We start from the raw sequence: 20204 nt of genomic DNA, 5'->3' as shown, positions 1-20204 counted from the left end.
CCATCCTTCCGTCCTATGTCAAAACTATTTTCCGCAAATAAAAGATTGTTCTCACTTCCTGACAATCTCTTAGATTCATTTCTACAATGCTTGCACATTTCCTTCTTTTTTCGGCAAGTTTTTTCCGTACGTCCCTTTTCTCCAAATCCATTCGAACGGACCCATCCGGAATTTCATGAACCACAACTCCGCAAAGATCACTTGAATGACAAAAATCCCGATCGCCATCCACGTACCTGTCGCCAAGTCGACTTTTCCGTACAATCCAAACCCATAACTATTGAATAGCAATGTAGCGATAATGGATTGAGTCAGATAGGTTGTGAGCGACATTCTGCCTGCCTTTGAAATTGGACGGAAAATAGTCCGGAACAGCGGCGCTTGGCAGAAGAGAAGGATGATCCCCCCATAGCCGATCGCGAGCATAGGACCGCCAATCAATTTCTGAAGCATGTCATAATGAACCGTGGGTTTGTCGATGTATGGAATTGATTTAATGACAATGCCACCGACAAGTGCAATCACTGTCACAATCGCAATGCGCCCTTTTAATTCTGCAGCGCGTTCAAACAATTTCACTTTGGACAGGTAAGCTCCGAACATGATGAGCGGCAAAATCATAACCGGGGCAAGAAACACACTCGTTAATCCGAATGTCGCCCATTCTACCGCCCGGAACGCAAACGCTTCCCAGTATGTGCCGTGGCCATAAGCCGTGATAGCCAACTCAATTTGCTGAATGTCCACATAATCGCTCATCACCTGGTCGGGGTTAAGCTTGTTAAGTAAATAAAGCCCGCCTATCAGGAGGATTGCCGGGATCAGATAAACGACTGCCGCAATCCGAACGAGCCAGCGTTTTGGAATACGCACCGCTGCAATCATGATGAAACCCATCAATGCATAGGTGAATAAAATATCACCGGACCAGATGAATAACGCATGAAGCAGGCCGAACAGCAGCAAGATGCCGAGCCGTTTCGCCATGACCGGCGCATAGGGCTTTCCGGCAGCTTGTGCCTTCTCATATTGCAAATTCATGCCGTAGCCGAACATCATCGCGAAAATCGGATAAAAACTTGCTTCTACAAAAATATTAATGATTTTAAACGTTTCTGCATCGCCCGGTGTGCTGAACCAAGAGTGAGGCTCCAAATAAAAATAAGGGGAATGGAATGTCAGCATATTGGCAATAAAGATGCCGAGCAATGCAAAACCTCTCAACATATCCAGTGATTCAATCCGGTTGTTGAGCGTTGGTGTCAAATTCAAACTGATTCCTCCTGAACACGCAATGTCCTCTCGCTATCAAATAAATAGAGGAGCATTTCTTTAATCTTAATTTTAGTAATCTCTTCGATGGCCTTCTTATACAGGCTCACTTGGATGCCGTACCGTCTTTGCATTTCCTCAGAAAGCTCCACATCCGAGTACCGGCCCCGCGTCCGATCGGTCTTGTAATCAAGCAGCACCCAGCCATCCGGCTCCTCAAAAAGACAATCGGCGATCCCTTGCAATATTTGATGGTCACCGTCATCGCCATCGTGTGCATACGTAAAAGGCAATTCCTTCAGAACCCGTTTCGCCTTCCGCAAGCGGTCTGCTAGCGGCGTTTCGAAAAAGCGGGTTACATTCCGCACATCCACCGCATTCGCCTCTTCTGACGTGAGCAGCTGACGCTCCGCGAGCTCTGTCACAAGCCGTTCCACGTCTGCTACCGAATGATTTTTGCCTAACTCGATATGCTGCATGATCGTATGCATTGCGGTTCCGATTTCAGCAGCGGATAATGTGCGGGACTGCATGAAAGCAGGTCGGTCATGCAAATAAGGCGTCGTCAGTTCATCGTCTCTTGTTGCAAACGGATCATCAAAATCCGGTTCATTATTTAACAGCGACAGACGCTTCAACTCGCTGACCGTCTGCTTCGACCGTTTTTTCACAGAAGCCATATGCGGATAACTGAAATCAAACCGCCGTTTCACTTCCTGTACTAGCAATTCGTCCGAAGCTATCTCCTGTAACTCCGAAATCTCAGGTTCTAGCAGACTCTCCCCAGGCTCCTGCTGGACATTCAACAAAGATGATATGGGCAGCGCATTGATGTCCCAGACGGATGAATCCTCGATAAGTTGGCCACCATACGAGACCCCCATCTTCTCAAAGTCACGGTGCCTTGCAATGGCAGGTCCGATCCAGTCCAAATAACCGTTCGCACGAGAGCGCACATATTCCGGCAACATCTGGCCGGGCGGGACCATTTGAGCGTCCTGCCACTGCCCGATTGATTTTTCCATATCCTTCATCGAAGCAATCAATTCCAAATGCTCCTTTGCACGGGTCATCGCCACATACAAAATCCGCATTTCCTCTGCGCGCATCTCGAGTTGCTTTTTCTCCTTCATCGCAAGGAACGGCAAGGATGTGTATGTGATCCGCAATTCCGGATCAATCGCTTTCACAGCGAGACCAAAGTGCTGGTCGAATAAATAAGGCTCATTGAAATCCATTTTATTAAATTGACGGCCCATTCCCGGCAGAAATACATACGGGAACTCCAGTCCCTTCGAAGCATGGATCGTCATGATCCGCACGACATCTTCCGTTTCGCTGACAAAACGGGCAGCGCCTAGATCATCACCCCGCTTTTGCATCCGGTCGACGAACCGTAGAAAACGGAACAGTCCCCGGAAGGAGGTCTTCTCGTAGTCGATGGCGCGGTCATGCAGTGCACGCAAGTTCGCCTGGCGCTGTTTGCCGTTTGGCATGGCACCGACCATTTCATAATAATGTGTATCGGAATAGACTTGCCAGATTAAATCAGCTAAGGAGCCTCGTCGAGCCAGGTTGCGCCAGTCCTCGTACATGATGAAGAACCGCTGCAGCTTTTGCTGAGTCTCGGATGCTATTCCTGCTCCCCCTTGATCGATGAAGGTCCGCAGCGCATCATAAAATGGCACCTTTTTATGGGCTAGGCGTACTTGGGCCAATTCACTCTCTGTCATGCCGATGAACGGCGCGCGAAGAACAGACGCAAGCGGGATATCCTGATAAGGATTGTCGACGACCCGAAGCGTATTGAGCATGATCATCACTTCAATCGCCTCAAAATAACCCTGCGATAATTCCGCATATACCGGGATGCCAGCGAGTTTGAATTCTTCCGCGATCTCTCCCGACCACGTCATCGACCGCATCAAAATGACGATGTCCCGATACTCGAGCGGCCGGCGTTTCTCGCTGAACGCATCGGTCACTTCCGCACCAGACGCCATCAGCTCTTGAATTCGCTTGATCATATAGCGTGCTTCGGCTTGGGAACTTTTCAAGCTCTGTCCTGTCAGATCAGTCGCTTCCTGCTCCTCGCCCTCTTCCTCACCATCGTAGAGCAAAGCAATGCGGGCAGGCATTTCCTTATCGGGATAACGCGCACCGTATTTTAAAGCAGCCGCTTCGTCATATTCAATTTCCCCGACACGCTCGCCCATCACTTGGGAGAAGATGTAGTTTGTCGCATCCAGCACTTCCTTCCGGCTCCGGAAATTCGCATTCAAGTCGATTTTCAGCCCTTGATTGCCATCGGTCGTTGTAAACCGGTTGTATTTCCCGAGAAACAGATTTGGCTCGGCTAAACGGAAACGGTAGATCGACTGTTTTACGTCGCCAACCATAAAAAGGTTCCCATCTGATTCACCGCCGCGTTTCACGAGCTGGATGATCGCCTCCTGGAGCAAGTTCGTATCCTGGTATTCATCCACAAGCACTTCGGCAAAGCGGTTTAAATAATCGAGTGCGATATCAGAAGGGACAAGCTTGCCGTTTTCCTCCTTGGAGAGGATTTGCAACGCATAATGTTCCAAGTCAGAAAAATCGACGAGTCCCCGGTCGATCTTCACCCGATGGTAGCGTTCGCCAAAGTCGATGACCAGCTCAATGAGCGTATGCATCATCGGAGCCATGAGGCGCATTTCATCGAGCAACCGTGCAGGAGTCCTTGTGAAATAAGATTCTTTCAAACCAGTCACCAATTTTTTTACGGAGTCCCTCAGCGCTTTCGCCCGTTTTGCCAATTCCTCATCACATGTATTTTTCCGGATCGTGCCGGCTTTCACCCAGGTCAACGAAGCAAAGAATTCATACGTATCCACCCATGATTCTTCGGAAATTCGGCGAATCGCTTCCCGGATCCACAGTAAATCGGCTTCCGCAGTTGCCGCTAATGGTTCGGGACCTTCCGGCATCAACGCAATCCTCCGCATATCTTCTGTTAACGCAGCAGCTTCCTCGAGTGAATGCCGGATGGACAATTTCAACGAATCGATGAATCCAAGCTCATCAATCGTCGCATTTTCATCAATTTCATATTCTGCCGGGATCATCCGGAGCCACTGCTCTGGCGAAGGATGAACGCGTGAATAATCGTATAGCCGGTCAATGAGTGTTTCGATGGACTGGTCATTCCGGTCTGACGTAAAGCTATCAGCAAGCCGGTACATCGGTTCCGGATTCTCGGCCTTGTACGCATCCTCCAGGACATCACCGATCGTGTCATCACGCAGCAGGGACGCTTCTGTGCTATCTGCGATCCGGAAGCCAGGGTCGATGTCGAGCAAGTAGGCGTACTGGCGGACGACATTCAAGCAAAATGAATGGAGCGTGGAAATCTGAGCTTTATTCAACAAACTGAGCTGCCGGCGCAAGTGGATGGACTCCGGCTGCTCGAGTATTGCTTCCTCCAGCGCTTCCGCCATCCGGTGCCTCATTTCCGCAGCCGCTGCATTCGTGAATGTCACGACAAGCAATTCATCGACATCAATCGGATGTTCCTGATTGAGCACCTTTTCAATCATGCGGGTAATGAGCACCTTCGTTTTCCCAGAACCGGCCGCTGCTGAAACAAGCACATCCTTTCCGGTCGCCCAGATCGCTTTCCACTGATCATCTGTAAACGTCACATCATCCGGTTTAACGGGTATGTTCATCATCCATCACTTCCTTCCGCATTCTTTCAAGGGATTGCTCCGCATCTAGATTTTCATAGTTTCGATACATGGAATCCGGGTCGGTCGTGTCAAATTGGCACACGGCTCGATAGGAGCAATATTCGCATGGCATCCGGTCCTTCAGCTTGTAAGGATACACTCGGGTATCTCCGGCGAGCATGCCGTCTCCCGCCATCTGATGACGCTTACGCACATAGTTCCGGACAACATTCAAATCATCTGAACCGAGCACTTTTGACGCCTTCGTAAAACTTCCATCCGTCTTCAGCGCAGCAGGTACAATCGAGGACGACTTGCCGATCAAGGCATCCATCCCTCGCACGACGTCAGGATCCTCCAGCAAATAACCGCGCATCTTATACGATTTCAACAGTTCCTGTTCAATTAAATCCTCTGTCAGCTCCAGCTCCGTCTTAATCATCGGGTTGTGGATATGCAAATAAAGAACGCCCGCTGGATCCGCTTGAAAACCAATCCATTCAGCTGCATTCTCCACCGCCACATCCAAATACGTCAGCATCTGCAAGGATAGGCCATAGTAGACATCAGTCAGATCCAAGTTTTTCGCGGATGACTTATAGTCAACGACCCGCACATAGTTCTTGCCATCGATTTCAGTCGCATCTACCCTGTCGATCCGCCCGCTTAAATTCATCTTATTGCCCCGCCGCAGCGGGATTTCAAGTGGCGGCAGCTTCTCGCCCGGTCCAAATGCCGCTTCGATTGCGACAGGACGGAATAAGCTAGTCGTCGCCTGCTTCGTCAAGGCAAAAATCGTCTTCTGCAAAATATGGGTTAGCTTCCGCCTAATATAGTGATAACGGCTCGTGGACAATAGGATTTGATTGAAAAAGCGCGGCGTAATTTCCTCCATAGCCGTTCTCGCCAATTGCCAGCATTGTTCTCTGGAAAGGTCGGTCCAAGATTGTCCAGACCGAATCACCTCATCCGAAATCCACTTCAACGCCGCGTGAAATAAATCACCGATGGAAGGAGCCTCTAATTGGAATTCCATCCGATCATGCAACTCCAAGCCATACGATGCAAAGTGCTGGAACGGACAGCTGTAATACGATTCAACGCGGGAGACGCTGGACACGAACGACCGGCCATACAGCCCTTCCGTCAGCTCCGGTGCCAGCCTGTCAGCCCGCTTCTGATTGTCTAGAGGTTTCATGATCACCTCAAGTACCGAAGACCAAAGAGGATCTTCGTCGTAATACGATTGGACGGCATGCCACTCGGGCTCCAGCTTTCCTGAATGATCTGCTTCCTTTAATTTCATAGACAAGTAAGGCAATGCGGCCCTTGGATGGCTCACGTATTCCATTTGATCCATATCGGACAGCAATTCCGTCGGGTCCGTAACGGCAAGCTTCTTTTCTATTCCGGGGAGCAGCTGCTCAATCCGCGGAATGTATAATGACGGGAGCAAGGATTTTCCTTCTTCATCCGCAATCGGATAAGAAATGAAGAGACGCTCCCTCGAAGCCGTGAACGCACGGTACGCCATATACGCTTCGTCCATCAGCTTCATCTTCGCAGTCGGCGCAAGCTCCAAACCATTTTTCGCGAACCATTCGCGGTCTGCATCGGAAAGAAGTCCTTCCGCATCGATCCGCTGTGGCAATACGCCGTCATTCACCCCGATGACAAAGCCAACATCGATTTCCATCAAGCTGGCAAGCTCGATCGTCGTTACGGTCACTTGATCGAGTGAAGGCGGAATCCGTGTGAACTCCAATGTGTCGAAACCTTCATCGAGAATGCGGGCCGCTTCCTTCGGATCCAATTGCTGATCGCCGAACATGAGGACAAATTGATCAAGCACATTGATCCAGCTATCCCATGCCTGCTCATGCTCCGTCGCTCCAAGCAATCTGCCGGCGCGTTCCTCTTCCATGCGAAGATCGATGATTTTATCGTACACTCGCAATCCTTCGATGAAGGAAAAGAGCGATTCCGCCACTTCACGGCCGTTTCTTGCACGCTTTAACCGTGCCTCGAACTGTGCAAGCGGCTCACGGATTAGATCCCGCATTGCATGGAGTTCATGCTGCTGGGCAAGCTCCTCGTCGGTTTGGACTTGGGTGTACTTCTCCAGTCCCCGGTACCGTTTCACAATCCAGCGTGTGTCATCAAACCAGCGAGGACCATAGATGCCATTGGCCAAAACATAATTTTCCAGCCGATCTGCCCGTTCCCGCCATAAAAACTTGTCCTCTCCATGTGGGAAAAACAAATCCGTCTTTACGGCGCGGAACACGGTCTCATACGACCAGTTGGCGAGCACCGCCTCCAGGACGGAACGCGTAAATTCAATGAGCGGATGGTGAAGCATCGGCTTTTTTCGGCTAATGAATACTGGGATGTCATACTGCCCGAATATCGTTTCGATCAATTCGTCATATGCTTCGGGCTGTCTGTACAACACGGAAATCTCTTTGTAACGTTCACCCGCCATGACCATTTCCCTGATTTTCCTTGCGACCGCATGCACTTCCGCACGACGGTCTGCGGCTTCAATCAGCGTGATGGCTCCTTCCGATTCTCTAGATGGCATCGGATACCGTTCGAATGCCGACTCAAAGAAACGAAGCTCCTCATTATGATAACGAAGGGCTTGATCCAAATGAATGGTCTCTTCCATCTCGACTGATTCGGTTCTCGCAATCTCACGCAGCCGGAGAGCAGTTCGTACTGGATTGAAAAACAGCTCATGATCAGCGTGCCCGGTCAAATCCGATTCCATTGGCAGGACAACGGTTACCCGTTTTGCATGTTTCATCAACTCTGTTAAAATCTCGTACTCACGGGCTGTGAAGCTTTCAAACCCGTCTATATAAATATCCGCTTCCTGAAGAAGATCAGAATGTTTGATTTGCGAAGCCAGAAGCGCCAAATGCCCCTCGCTATCCACATAAGATGTGCCGAGTCGTTCTTCAATCTTTGTAAAAAGGAGCGTCAAATCATGCACTTTATCCTGCAGCGTTCTTGGTGCATCTGTCATCTCGAGATTTGTACCAAGATCCGTCAAACATTGTCGATCGAGACAGTAGCGGCTGAATTCCTTCATGAGATCACCGACTTTTTCCACGAACCCTTTTTTATTCGCGGCCTGCCGGAACAATTTCAAATCGTCGCGGTTTTCCTCCAGCACACTCCGCACGAGCATCCGGTACCCGAAACCATCCACCTCTTTCCGGGTGATCCCTCCGGTCTCCTGCAAAATTCGCCAAGCCAGCCGTTTAAACGTCGATACTTGCGCCCGGATGATACCCCGAAGACCGAAATTGACCGACAAACTGTGCTCCATGGAATACGACATCTGATCCGGAACTAGAAGGACAATCGCCGGCCCAAGCGGATCCGCTTGCAGCGCGGACGCAATCTCCCGCTCGATGAATGTCGTCTTCCCCGTGCCCGCCCGTCCTGTAATAAATCGCAAAGACATGAACGACTCCTCCTCTCTATCTTGTAAAAATAAAAATGCCTGTTCTCTATCTTTCTATTGTACCGAAAGATGAACAGGACAGGAACTAATTGCATTGGGCCATATAGTGGAAGTGAGCATGGTGCGGGGAGAGCGGTTTGAAGGGAGGCTGCATATGGATTTTGTGTGTGAAAATAAAGTTGGAAAAATTATGGTGGCGCTTTACACCAGAGCACCAGCGCATAAGCATTCCACAACCGAGCATAACAACAGGACACCCGCGCATAACTATACCCCAACCGAGCATAACACCAGGAAACCCGCGCATTACCATGCCACAACCGAGCAAAACACCGGGGCACCCGCGCATTACCATGTCACAACCTTGCATAACACCAGTGCACCCGAGCTTACCCTTTTCCCACGAGTCCATCGACTTATAATAACACCCGAACCACACCTACTCCCACACAAAAAAGAGAAGTACCATTCCTCGGCACTCCTCCCACTAGTCTTCCTCTCTCTCATCCTCTACGTTGAAATAATTGCTCGATTCCTCTTCAACCCTTTTATTCAATCGTTTTTCAAGCCGTTTGCCAATGAACCAGAGAAGAAAGATGATGATGCCCACGATTGCTGTCCGTATCGGCTGTGTAAACAAGGCTCTCAAATCGTGTCCAATGAAGCTTATCGTGAAGATCATCACGAATTTTCCAGCCATGAGGATAAACAAGTAATGTTTCTTTTTCATATTCGACAGGCCGGCCACCAGGTTGACGAGGGCGGACGGTGTAAACGGAAAGCAGATGAACAGGAATAAGGGACCGAATCCGTTACGCTCCACCCAGTGAATCAATTGTTGAACCCGCGCATGTTTCGTCAGGAATCGGAAGAACCGTTTTTGGCCGAACTTCCGGATAATGAGAAACACTGTATAGGATCCAATGACGGTTCCACCCCAGGATAAAAGGAATCCATACCATAAATCATAGGCGTTCACATTGGCTATGACGATTGCGAACAACGGCAAAAACGGCAAAAAGGCTTCGATGACCGGCAACAAGAGTCCAATCAACGAACCAAGTAATTTATATTGTTGTGCTATCGCTTCAAATTTGTCTAAATCCAGCCATTCCGGCATCCCAATCACACCCTCATCCGTTTACAGTCAATCTAGTTCAGCTTGCACATTCCGTATTTGTACTATTCCTTTTATACAATACCACCAAAACAAAATTTTATAGTATAATCGCTAGGATACGCTAGAAAAAAGGTGACAACATGTTGAAAAAACAATTTCAATCCGGACTGAAGGCCGGTACGAGCATCGCCATCGGCTATTTTCCTGTTGCATTGACGTTCGGCTTGCTCGCCAAAACGACAGGGCTCTCTTTGATGGAAGCGACTGCGATGAGCCTCTTTGTCTACGCAGGGGCGGCCCAATACATATCGTTAAGCATGATAAAATTCGGAGTCGATCCGGTATTGATTGTCATGAATACATTTATCGTCAATATCCGTCACTTTCTTATGACGGCTTCGCTCAATGAAAAGATGCATCGCGCGCCGAAATGGGTGAAAGCAGTGTATTCGTTCGGGATCACAGATGAATCTTTCTCCGTCATTGCGACGCAAAAAGAGGAGAAAGTATCCACGGCGTTCGCTTTTGGTGTGTCGATTATCGCGTATGGCAGCTGGGTCATCTTCACGGCAGTAGGTCATGTAATTGGCGCGAATCTGCCTGCATTTCTGCAAGCCGCGATGTCAATTGCGCTGTACGCCATGTTCGTCGGCCTGTTGGTCCCTTCCATGAAAGGAAACCGAAAAGTCGTTATGCTTGCGGGCATTGCTGCAGCCATCCATTGTTTCTTTTATTTCACAGAACTGCTGTCGACCGGCTGGGCCATACTCGTGTCCACGCTCGCCTCTGCCATCCTCGTAGAAATGTTTTACGCGCGGCGCGGAAAAGCAGTCGCTGGCATGTATCCAGAAAAGGGGGATGAATGATGGGTGCCTGGTATTGGTGGATGCTGCTCGGCATGGCGCTTGTAACGTATATACCCCGCATGGTGCCTCTTACGTTTTTGGATGGAAAGAAACTGCCTCCCATCGTCAGCGGAGTATTAAGCAATATTCCGTATGCGGTGCTGGGGGCGCTCATTTTCCCGGCGATTTTATTCGTCCAGGAAGGCAATATCCTATTTGGCGTCATCGGGGCGGCCACCGCCTTTCTCATTGCGATTCTCGGTGGCGGGGTTATGCCTGTCGTTCTCGGAACGATCGGTGTACTGGCCATCTATAGTTTATTTCTGTAAACAACAAAACCGCAAGCTGGATTCACATCCGCTTGCGGTTTTGATCATTCTACTGTTTCCTTTTCCGATTGGTCGCGGCCTCTCGCCTTCTTTACCATCCGGGCTGCCAATGAAAAACCGACTGTCAGTGAAAGAGCGTCTGCCGCATAAAGAAGCCAATTATGCGTATACCCTGCGTAAACCGATGCAGCAATCAAAGCAAGCGTCAAAATGAGACCTACGATATGGTGAAAGGTGACGCGTGTAAAGAAGAGGACGAGCAACCCAGGCAGGAAAAGGGCGAGTACAAGTTTAGTTCCGAATGCTTCCATACATCTTCCCCCTCTATCCGTAAATTACCGGACGACTAGCAAACCAAGCCGGTGATGATCATGCCGGTAGAGAACTTGCTGCATGAGGCGGACCTCTCCGTCCCGGCCAATCACTTGCAGCCTGCAGTGTGCTGCGTTCACTTGAATAGCATCATACAGTTCTTTCTCGTTCGTCACATGGATTCCGTTAACGGCACGGATGCATTCGCCAGGCACAAGACCAAGCCGTTCACCCGGCGAATCCGGCAGAACGCCCGCAATCATGACGCCAGATGAACGAGGCGCTGCAACATACCCGCCTTTCCGTTCTTTCATCGCTGTCACGACGGAAAGAGTGATCCGGGAAATGACACCAATTGCAACGGCGGCCCATCCTAAAACAGGCATCCAGATAGCACCAATGCCGATTGCCACAACAACTGCCCCGATCACCATGATAGCCCGTCCCATTTTAGGATATAAAATTTCAGGGAAGGTCGTCCTGACAATTTGCGAGAAACCAATGACGACAGGAACAGGCACGAAGCTGAACGTCGCTGCACCTAGTGTCAGCTGCGGCCAGTACGGCACGTATGCGGATATCATATCGCCAGGAACGAGGAACACGACGGGAAGAAGCCACAGCCGTTTCACTTTGAAAACAGCCGCTTTCAGACCCCGGTTGGTCGGCTCCAGCAACGGCGACGGGTAGCGGGCAGCAAACCGCCTGACCAAATACCCTTCCGCCATTAAAAGCAATCCTGCGATAATGGCAACCGTCACAGCGAGCGGCCCGAAAAAGTCGACCTCATCTGGGCTCCAGCCGTACAGCATAAAACGGGATGAATCAAATTGCATGCCATAAATCGCAAGTACTGCAATCGCGGCAAAATAAATGGGCGACATCGCCTGGTAATAAAAGGATAAAAGAGCAATCAGCGAAATGCCGATGAAGAGGACGAGCCACCCCCGGTCGACCGCCAAACCGACGCCGGATACTACAATCGACAGCACTAATGCGGGAAGCCATGACTCAGAAACAATGCGCCGCCATTCCGTCAGCCCCGGAAGCAGTCGAATGTTAAAATGCCGCCGCTCCCGCTTCACTCTGAAATAGCCAACCCCCACAGCCGCTATCAAAGCTGCCCAAAACAACGGATTCAAGAAGAAATAACCGATCGCCTTACCGATATTCCACCAATCTTGTTCAGTCACAGTCCACACCATCCGTTCCCCAGCTACTATTTTGTTCTCTATTGTATCAAAAGAATCGACTCTGGTGTGAGATGCAGACCAAATTTTCATAGAGTTGGTTCTCCCGTCCTGCTTTAAGGCAGGAAAAAACTCCTTGCCGGCTGCAAGGAGCTTTCCAATAAACGATCATTCATTTTCAACCGAATCATCCTATTCGGTCAACACATGATGCATATACCCGATTGCCATTTGGAGCTGAATGTCATTGGAACGATCTTTTCGGTACTCCTCTACCCGCTCACGCAGCAGCGAATAGAATTTACGATCCATAATATCTTCTGAATCGAGCTGGCCATCTTGGCGGAATTGCTGGACAGCAGCTGCAGTTGACTCGTCAAAGTAACCGTCTGTCCTGTCGACTTTGTAGCCGAGCCCACCTAATAAACGTTGGGCGTAGGCGATGTCTTCGTGATGGTTGCCTGGTGAATAAATATCCGTCACGATTCTTACGTGCTCAGTAAATAATTTATTCTGTTCTGCTTTCAGGTCGGCTTCTACACCTGATCCATGAATCCACTGTTCCTTCGGCGTCAGCCATTTATGAGTCGACAGTTTCATTTCGCCGCCATTCGTCAGCTCCATCGTATCTTGGACGGTGCCTTTTCCAAAGCTTGTCGTGCCCGTAATCGTTCCTCTTCGTAAATCTTTTAGCGCACCGCTCAGCACTTCACTGGCTGAGGCGCTGCCTTTATCTTGAAGAAGAACAATCGGGATTTTCTTCAGCTTCGGATCATATTGATCAGACGGTTCTACAACGAGCGGCGTTAAATTCCCCTCGGCATCCTGCATATAAGCATAGATCGAATTATCCTCCAGCAAACTGCCTGCGATCGCGCCAACTGCCCGCAAATAACCGCCCGGATTGCCGCGCAAATCGATGATTAACCCTTTTGCTCCTTGTTTCATTAAATCATCCGTTGCGGTTTTCCACTCTTTAGCACTTTCATCTCCAAACATCGTCAGTGCTATGTACCCAATCGTTTCGCCCCGCTCCTTCATTATCTCCGAACTGACCGTCTTGACAGGTATCGCTTCCCGCACTATCGTCATTTCCAAATGCTTGGTCAACTCTGGCCGATAAATGGTCAATGTCATCGATGAGCCTTTTTCACCGCGGATCAGCCGGACGACATCCTGCAACGTCAAACCTTCCAAACGCTCGCCGTTGATGCGCACAATTTCATCGTATGGCAGCAGTCCCGCTTTCTCGGCGGGCGAACCTTTTACAGGTGCCACAATAATGAACTTCCCGTTGGATCTGGTGATCTCTGCTCCGATTCCGACTCGTTCCCCCGCAAGAGATTCCCTGTGAGACGCCGCTTCCTCTTTAGACAAATAGGTGGAGTATGGGTCATTGATGACATCTGCCATGCCGCGCAGGGCTCCTTCAATCAGCTTGTCCCCTTCCACCTGATAGACGGCGTTCTCTTTAATTAGTTGATACGCTTCGTCGATAACAGGAAATGAACTCTTCTCGGCCTGTTCGGCCTGCTTTTTCTCCGATACACAACCGTCTAAGACAAACAAGAGTCCTGCGGCCAACACCGCCATCATCATAAATAGAAAAAACCGGCTTCTTCGCACGTCGTATCCTCCTTCCTTCACCAATATATGAAGGGGCTGTACACAATACGACTGCAAAAAACCGGCTTTTTTTATTATTCCATTGAATCCACCAAGTTGCGGATCATGTTCTCATCCATCGGTCCGATGATTTTCTGGGCAATGGTTCCGTCCGTTTGAATCATGTACGTCGTCGGCATCGTATATGCCTGATACTGATCCATCACGTCACCTTCCTTGTCCAGTGGGATGGGGAAGGTCAAACCATAGGAGTCAATAAAATCCTCGACGCCTTTCAACCCGAGCTTCTCTCCTGTCGTCAGGTTGACCGCGACAATTTCAACATTATCGTCTTCGCTGTAATTTTTATAGTAGTTCTGCATATGGGGCATTTCCGCTTTGCACGGCGGACACCAAGAAGCCCAAAAGTTCAAGATTACCTTTTTCCCTTTTAAGTCCGAAAGTTTGATGACGGTCCCGTCTAATGTCTCCAAACTGAAATCCGGGGCAAGATCTCCTTGGCCTAGACCTGTTTCTCCATCCGTCGCGACTGACACATCGTCAACAACCGCCACTTCCTTCAATGGCTTCGCATCATTCATATTAGACCGGATCATGAAAACGACCATCGATCCGATCACCAAAGCAGCAATCACATAGCCCATTACTTTCTTGTTCATATCATTTCCTCCGTATTCGTTTTTCCATGTTCCATCCGAGAATTAATCAGCATCCATAAGCCGACGATCAGCAATGTGACAAGCAGCGCTCCATTCCATACCCCAGCCGGCTGAAAAGAGGCGGCGAATAGATGGACGGAGGCGAGAAGCAGCGGTTCCTGATTTCCAATCTCCTTCTTCTTTGTAAACCGCCAGATCGCCAGCAGAAGGAGGACGGTGAATAAAACGACAGTGGCCACCCGAACATAAATCGGGCCGTCATTTAAAACAGCCATGCCCACTTGGTAAGTGGACAACGTGAAAACCGCTCCATACAATAGGGAATCCCATTGCTCTTTCATTAAACTTCCACGATGCTGATCCATCCAGCCTCTTATAAACAAATAGGCAATTCCTAAACAAAAACCAAACAAGCCTCCGTTGAAATAGATGATGGCCATTGGCGTTTTAACAATCAACGAGGCATGTGTCACGACGACAGATAACTTCCAGATCACTAAAATGGTGAAAAACTGATCGGCCCATTTATTTGCACTCTTTGCCTTAAAAAGGATCCGAACCAAACTATATGCCACTATGAAAGCAACAATGAGCGCAATCCATGATGAAGGAACTGTAATCTTTCCAATTAAAAAATATTTATTCACAAGCATGCCGATTCCCCTTTTTCTACTTCCATCGTATAAGGAATTCGATTCGACTGCGACATATTTGCTTATCAAAAAATCCGCCTCCTAAGAGACGGATTGTAGTATTTATTAGAATGAAACGTAGCGAAGTGGGTTAACAGCACTCGGACCAGAAGCCGAGAAGTTGCCAACATGAATTTCAAAGTGCAAATGCGGGCCTGTCGACGCGCCTGTCGTGCCAATTGCACCGACTTGTGTTCCTTTATCAATGACTTGACCGACATGTGCATCGATTCGTGACATATGTCCGTAGACAGTCGTCAAAATTTGACCATCCGATGAGTGGGTAATCATGACGCAATTGCCGAGACCGCCCATTTGGCCTGCAAAGGAAACGACTCCATCTGCTGCTGCGACAATTGGCGTGCCAATGGAATTCGCAATATCCACGCCTCTATGCTGACGCTTCGTACCGTAAATCGGGTGAACTCGCCAGCCGAAGGATGACGTAAACGTACCACTCGCTGGTCTTGTCCAGAATCCGTCCGAAACCGGAGGGATTTTAGTGGAATTTGCGCGAGCCGCTTCTCTTTCTTTCCGTCTGCGCTCTTCTTCTCTCCGGGCAATTTCAGCAGCCCGTTTCTGCTCAGCGATTACCTTTTTCTCAAGGTCCGCTCCGATTTCAACTGCCTCGTGGAATTCGTCTTCCACTTGTTTTTTCTCTTTCGATAAACGCTCTTCTTCCGCTTCCAACTGATCTATGATTTTATGCTTCTCTTTTTTCTTATCAAGAAGACGTGCTTTCAGTTTTTCCAGTTGTGCTTTGTTTTGCTCAAGCTCTGCCAATTTTTTCTCAACGAGCGCTTTTTCTTTCTCTAGCTGCTCGATGTCTTCTTTTTGGCGTTTCATGATGTCACGGTCTGCATCCATCAATGTAGTAACCGCGGAAAACCGGTCGATAAAGTCAGCAAAACTATTTGCACCGAGCAGTACGTCTATATAATTGACGTTGTTGCCTTTCGCCTGCATGGCGCGAACCCGTTCACGGAGCACTTCATCACGCTCAGCGATTTTTTTCTCAAGATCTTTAATAGATGCTTTCAATGAATCAATCTCATCTTGTGTTTTATTGATTTTCCCAATGACACGGTTCATATTGTCATTCGTTTCTTTAATTTCCCGGTTCACTTTAGCTACTTGGTCCAGGAATTTCTGAATATCACTGCGCGTCGATTGGATCGCTTTGTCTTTATTCTCAATCGTGGCGTTCAAGTTCTTTTTCTTCTGTTCATTCAGTTTCTGTTCCTGTTTCAAATCTTTCAATGTGCTCGCCAATGCACCCGTTCCACCGAGAAGAGTGGAAAGGGCCAAAATGGCGATGAAGCTACTCAATACCCATTTACGTTTCAACAACTTCCGAGTTCCCCCTAACATTGAACTTTAGACTTTCAAGAATTTGCGTACAGACATGAAGCTGCCCCACATTCCGATGAATACACCCATGAATAACAGGAGGCCGTTCACTTGTAGAATGAAAGGCATTGCATTCAACAGCTGGAACAATTCGTTTTGCAGTTTCGGCTCCCATTGCGCGTACAATTCATAGTACGAGAAGGAAATGACGGCCATCGGGATGATTGATCCAAGAACCCCCAGCCATATGCCTTCAAGAACAAACGGAATGCGCACAAAACTATTGGTCGCTCCTACGAGCTTCATAATCTCGATTTCCCGGCCTCGCGCCACGATCGTCAAACGAATCGTATTGGAGATCAGGAACATCGCCGTGAACAATAAAGCCAAAATTAAAACCATTCCAATATTGCGGCTCATGTTCAGCACCTTGAAAAGCTTCTCGACTTTGCCTTCGCCGTAAACGACTTGGGACGTATAGTCATATGTATCGATTTTCTTGGCGATTGCCGCAGTTTCATGAGGATCTTTCGCTTTTACATACAAAGCATCACCAAGCGGGTTGCTTTGTTTGTAGAGGCTTAATTCATCCCCGAACGACTGGATCATTTTGTCCAATTCTTCATCCCTCGAAGAATAGACGACTTCCTCGACGCCCGCAGTGGAGCGTACTTGTTTTTCCAATTCTTTCACGGCCGTTTCATCAGCCGCAGGATCTGCAATGACTTTGATTTCGACATCATTTTCAAGGTTGTCCGCCAATTGATTCAAGTTCATCATGATGACAATGAACACACCGACCAACAGCAGTGTAACCGTAACAGCACTTACAGAAGCAAAGGTCATCCAGCTATTCCGACCCAGGCTTTTGAGGCTTTCTCTCACATGCCGGCCCATCGTTCTAGCTTTCATAACCATAAACTCCTTCATCTTCATCTCTGGTGATCATTCCGCCTTCAACGACAATGACGCGATGGCGCATCGTGTTGACGATTTCTTTATTATGGGTTGCCATGACGATCGTCGTGCCAAGTGCATTGATTTGCTCAAAAATCTTCATGATTTCCCACGATGTATCCGGGTCCAAGTTACCTGTCGGCTCATCCGCAATCACGACTTTCGGTACGTTGACAATCGATCTTGCAATGGAAACGCGCTGCTGCTCCCCGCCGGACAATTCATTCGGGAACATCCGCGCTTTTTGTGTCAATCCGACAAGCGCCAACACTTCATTGACACGCTTGCGTATCACTTTCGGCGATTCCTCGATTACTTCGAGTGCAAACGCCACATTCTCGTAAACATTTAATTTAGGAAGTAATTTAAAGTCTTGGAATACGACGCCAATCTGCCTTCTTAGCAGCGGTACGCGCTTATTTCGCAGCGTAGCCAAATTGATGCCGTTGATCAGAATATCACCTTTGGTCGGTGATTCCTCGCGGTACATCATTTTAATAAATGTCGATTTCCCTGCGCCACTCGGTCCAACGACATAGACGAACTCGCCGCGGTTAATTTCGACATTGATGCCATTTGCTGCAACGACACCATTCGGGTATTTCTTGTATACATCTTTCATCACAATCATTTTAAAACCACCTGGTAATTGTTATCTACATTTTTTTCACTCAACATGCCCATTATAACATGACTGGGACGGCTAAGTATTACAGATATGTTTCAAATCATCTTCCAGATGACTTGGTGTGAAATAAAGAGAACTCCATTTTTCTCCAATTTCCGTCGGGTTTTGCAGCAGGCTGTTTCGGTATATTACAGGGATGGATTGAATTGTAATATAAATTTGTATTATTAATAATATGATTTTTACCCATAAAACCTTTCTACTTTTATTTATTTTTCTCCTCAAAAAAAAACCGCAACGCGCCGTTGCGTTACGGTTTCTTCTTCATTCTTATTTCTTGTCAGCCAAATATTTAGCGACAGCTGTGATTTCTTCATCGCTCAAAGTGCCTTTGAATGGAGGCATTCCGTTTTGGCCGTTTGCGACGATGTCATGGATTTCATCTTGTGAAAGCTCAGAACCGATATTAGCGAGTGCCGGAGCCGCGCCTTTACCTTCCAAGTTTCCTCCGTGGCAAGTCGTACAGTTGCTGTTGACGATTTTTTCTGCGTCAACTGAAGAAGTTGCCCCATTTTCCGTACCCGTCGCACCTTGGTTATTGTCCGTCTTGTTACCGCCGCCACATGCACCGAGTACAAGTACAGCGCCTAACATGACACCAAATAGCTGCTTTTTCAATTGATTTTCCTCCTATCGTCTAATGATGTACTTTCATTCCTAAGTATACCAAAGGATTGAAGTGTGTCTGTCTGTGGAAGCGCCTGATTTTTATCAAATTCATGACAATCGACAGCGACTCCTTCATCTAGTACTATACACATTTGTCCAAATTTAAAACCCATTCGGTATTACCAAAAAATAAAAAACGCACCAGGGTGCGCTTTTTACGTTTTAAGGCCATACTAGAAAGACGGCTTTTTTTATGAAATTTTAGAACGGAGATAGGCGTTGATAAATGGATCGATTTCGCCATCCATTACAGCGCCGACATTTCCTGTCTCTTCGTTCGTACGGTGATCTTTTACCATGGAGTACGGGTGGAATACGTAGGAACGGATTTGGCTGCCCCAGCCGATTTCCTTTTGCTCGCCACGGATTTCAGCAAGACGCGCTTCTTCCTCTTCCACTTTCAATTGATACAACTTCGCTTTCAGCAAGTTCATAGCACGTTCACGGTTCTTGATCTGAGAACGTTCCGTCTGGCATGTAACAATGGCACCAGTCGGAATATGCGTAATCCGGACAGCAGAATCTGTCGTGTTGACGTGCTGGCCGCCCGCACCGCTGGAACGGTACGTATCAATTTTCAAATCTTCCGTGCGGATTTCAATATCAATATCCCCATCAAATTCCGGCATCACTTCTACAGATGAGAAGGAGGTATGACGGCGTCCTGACGAGTCAAATGGTGAAATCCGAACAAGGCGATGAACTCCTTTTTCCGCTTTCAAATAACCATACGCATTATGGCCTTTGATGGAAAGGGTAACCGATTTAACGCCCGCTTCATCCCCTGCTTGGTAATCAAGCGTCTCGACTTTGTACCCTTGGTCTTCTGCCCAGCGCGTATACATACGGAGTAGCATGGAGGCCCAGTCTTGTGACTCGGTGCCGCCTGCGCCAGAATGAATTTCTAGGATGGCATTGCTGCTGTCGAATTCATCGCTCAGCAACATTTGCAAGTCGAAGTCCTCCATCTTCTTCTTGAAGTCTTTCAACTCTGCAACAAGATCTGCCTGCAGCTCTTCGTCCGCTTCCTCTTTCAGCAGTTCAAGCGTCATTTCGAGATTTTCCTGCGTATCGTTCAATTCATTGAAGTCTCCAACTGTGGATTTCAATGCATTGGACTCTGAAATAACCTTTTGCGCAGAATCCTGGTCATCCCAGAATCCTGGCTCCAGCATGATCTCATCCAATTCCTGAATTCGTGCCTCTTTGTTTTCTAAGTCAAAGAGACCCCCTGAAGTCCGCTAATTTCTTAGCTGTTTTGTCGAGTTCGTTGCGAACATCGGATAATTCCATCATAAAAGTTCCTCCTG

16 protein-coding genes are annotated in these 20204 nt (G+C 48.3%); 2 read left to right on the top strand and 14 right to left on the bottom strand.

Going from position 1 to position 20204, the window contains the following annotated elements:
- Nucleotides 1-81: 81 nt before the first annotated feature.
- The 4 genes from L7D49_RS17115 to L7D49_RS17100 all read right to left on the bottom strand — a co-directional run bounded on the left by L7D49_RS17115 (nt 82) and on the right by L7D49_RS17100 (nt 9577).
- On the bottom strand, nt 82-1272 hold the full coding sequence (locus L7D49_RS17115; RefSeq protein ID WP_238083136.1) for a DUF418 domain-containing protein: 1191 nt from the start codon (nt 1270-1272) through the stop codon (nt 82-84).
- Nucleotides 1269-4982, bottom strand: coding sequence for a helicase-exonuclease AddAB subunit AddA (addA, locus tag L7D49_RS17110; RefSeq protein WP_238083198.1), 3714 nt, complete (start codon nt 4980-4982; stop codon nt 1269-1271). The genes L7D49_RS17115 and addA overlap by 4 nt, the downstream gene beginning before the upstream one ends.
- Nucleotides 4966-8457: a helicase-exonuclease AddAB subunit AddB gene (addB, locus tag L7D49_RS17105; RefSeq protein ID WP_238083135.1), complete on the bottom strand. Its 3492-nt coding sequence runs from the start codon at nt 8455-8457 to the stop codon at nt 4966-4968. The genes addA and addB overlap by 17 nt, the downstream gene beginning before the upstream one ends.
- 487 nt (nt 8458-8944) lie before the next feature.
- Complete coding sequence (locus L7D49_RS17100) at nt 8945-9577, bottom strand: TVP38/TMEM64 family protein (protein WP_238083134.1); 633 nt, start codon at nt 9575-9577, stop codon at nt 8945-8947.
- Nucleotides 9578-9717: 140 nt separating this feature from the next.
- Here L7D49_RS17100 and L7D49_RS17095 point away from each other — a divergent pair, with 140 nt between their 5' ends.
- Nucleotides 9718-10443 (top strand): AzlC family ABC transporter permease, encoded by a 726-nt coding sequence (locus L7D49_RS17095; protein WP_238083133.1) that lies wholly within the window; start codon nt 9718-9720, stop codon nt 10441-10443.
- Nucleotides 10443-10751 (top strand): AzlD domain-containing protein, encoded by a 309-nt coding sequence (locus L7D49_RS17090; RefSeq protein ID WP_238083132.1) that lies wholly within the window; start codon nt 10443-10445, stop codon nt 10749-10751. Before L7D49_RS17095 ends, L7D49_RS17090 begins: the two co-directional genes overlap by 1 nt.
- Before the next feature lie 44 nt (nt 10752-10795).
- Here L7D49_RS17090 and L7D49_RS17085 read toward each other — a convergent pair whose 3' ends face one another.
- The 10 genes from L7D49_RS17085 to prfB form a co-directional block, all read right to left on the bottom strand.
- The gene (locus tag L7D49_RS17085; RefSeq protein ID WP_238083130.1) at nt 10796-11062 is read right to left on the bottom strand and encodes a CsbA family protein; all 267 of its coding nucleotides are present in this window, start codon (nt 11060-11062) and stop codon (nt 10796-10798) included.
- Nucleotides 11063-11086: 24 nt separating this feature from the next.
- Nucleotides 11087-12346, bottom strand: a complete 1260-nt coding sequence (locus tag L7D49_RS17080; RefSeq protein ID WP_238083129.1) for a PDZ domain-containing protein — start codon at nt 12344-12346, stop codon at nt 11087-11089.
- Between the two features lie 99 nt (nt 12347-12445).
- Nucleotides 12446-13879 carry a S41 family peptidase gene (locus L7D49_RS17075; RefSeq protein WP_238083127.1) on the bottom strand — a complete coding sequence of 478 codons (1434 nt, stop codon included), beginning with the start codon at nt 13877-13879 and terminating at the stop codon, nt 12446-12448.
- Between the two features lie 74 nt (nt 13880-13953).
- A complete protein-coding gene (locus tag L7D49_RS17070; protein WP_238083125.1) occupies nt 13954-14538 on the bottom strand; it encodes a redoxin domain-containing protein in 585 nt (194 codons plus the stop codon).
- Complete coding sequence (locus tag L7D49_RS17065; RefSeq protein WP_238083123.1) at nt 14535-15260, bottom strand: hypothetical protein; 726 nt, start codon at nt 15258-15260, stop codon at nt 14535-14537. Before L7D49_RS17065 ends, L7D49_RS17070 begins: the two co-directional genes overlap by 4 nt.
- A 36-nt stretch (nt 15261-15296) precedes the next feature.
- Nucleotides 15297-16580: a murein hydrolase activator EnvC family protein gene (locus L7D49_RS17060; protein ID WP_238083121.1), complete on the bottom strand. Its 1284-nt coding sequence runs from the start codon at nt 16578-16580 to the stop codon at nt 15297-15299.
- A gap of 27 nt (nt 16581-16607) precedes the next feature.
- A complete protein-coding gene (gene ftsX, locus L7D49_RS17055) occupies nt 16608-17492 on the bottom strand; it encodes a permease-like cell division protein FtsX (RefSeq protein WP_238083120.1) in 885 nt (294 codons plus the stop codon).
- Nucleotides 17482-18168: a cell division ATP-binding protein FtsE gene (gene ftsE / locus L7D49_RS17050; RefSeq protein ID WP_238083118.1), complete on the bottom strand. Its 687-nt coding sequence runs from the start codon at nt 18166-18168 to the stop codon at nt 17482-17484. Before ftsE ends, ftsX begins: the two co-directional genes overlap by 11 nt.
- Before the next feature lie 327 nt (nt 18169-18495).
- Nucleotides 18496-18843 carry a cytochrome c551 gene (gene cccB, locus L7D49_RS17045; protein ID WP_238083116.1) on the bottom strand — a complete coding sequence of 116 codons (348 nt, stop codon included), beginning with the start codon at nt 18841-18843 and terminating at the stop codon, nt 18496-18498.
- A 242-nt stretch (nt 18844-19085) separates the two neighbouring features.
- A protein-coding gene (prfB, locus tag L7D49_RS17040) for a peptide chain release factor 2 (RefSeq protein WP_238083196.1) occupies nt 19086-20187 on the bottom strand; the annotation gives its coding sequence in 2 pieces (ribosomal slippage) (nt 19086-20114 and nt 20116-20187; 1101 coding nt in all).
- Nucleotides 20188-20204 lie beyond the last annotated feature (17 nt).

Origin of the sequence: Sporosarcina cyprini (genome assembly GCF_022048975.1) — a bacterium.
Classification (GTDB): domain Bacteria; phylum Bacillota; class Bacilli; order Bacillales_A; family Planococcaceae; genus Sporosarcina; species Sporosarcina cyprini.
Note: the sequence above shows the minus strand (reverse complement) of the source record. Positions and strands in the feature narration are given on the sequence as shown.

Coding starts and splice junctions, on each gene's coding strand:
- ftsX (WP_238083120.1), bottom strand. CDS start 17,492: ATGAAAGCTAGAACGATGGGCCGGCATGTGAGAGAAAGCCTCAAAAGC.
- L7D49_RS17070 (WP_238083125.1), bottom strand. CDS start 14,538: ATGAACAAGAAAGTAATGGGCTATGTGATTGCTGCTTTGGTGATCGGA.
- ftsE (WP_238083118.1), bottom strand. CDS start 18,168: ATGATTGTGATGAAAGATGTATACAAGAAATACCCGAATGGTGTCGTT.
- L7D49_RS17100 (WP_238083134.1), bottom strand. CDS start 9,577: ATGCCGGAATGGCTGGATTTAGACAAATTTGAAGCGATAGCACAACAA.
- addA (WP_238083198.1), bottom strand. CDS start 4,982: ATGAACATACCCGTTAAACCGGATGATGTGACGTTTACAGATGATCAG.
- L7D49_RS17095 (WP_238083133.1), top strand. CDS start 9,718: ATGTTGAAAAAACAATTTCAATCCGGACTGAAGGCCGGTACGAGCATC.
- addB (WP_238083135.1), bottom strand. CDS start 8,457: ATGTCTTTGCGATTTATTACAGGACGGGCGGGCACGGGGAAGACGACA.
- L7D49_RS17090 (WP_238083132.1), top strand. CDS start 10,443: ATGGGTGCCTGGTATTGGTGGATGCTGCTCGGCATGGCGCTTGTAACG.
- L7D49_RS17080 (WP_238083129.1), bottom strand. CDS start 12,346: ATGAAAATTTGGTCTGCATCTCACACCAGAGTCGATTCTTTTGATACA.
- L7D49_RS17085 (WP_238083130.1), bottom strand. CDS start 11,062: ATGGAAGCATTCGGAACTAAACTTGTACTCGCCCTTTTCCTGCCTGGG.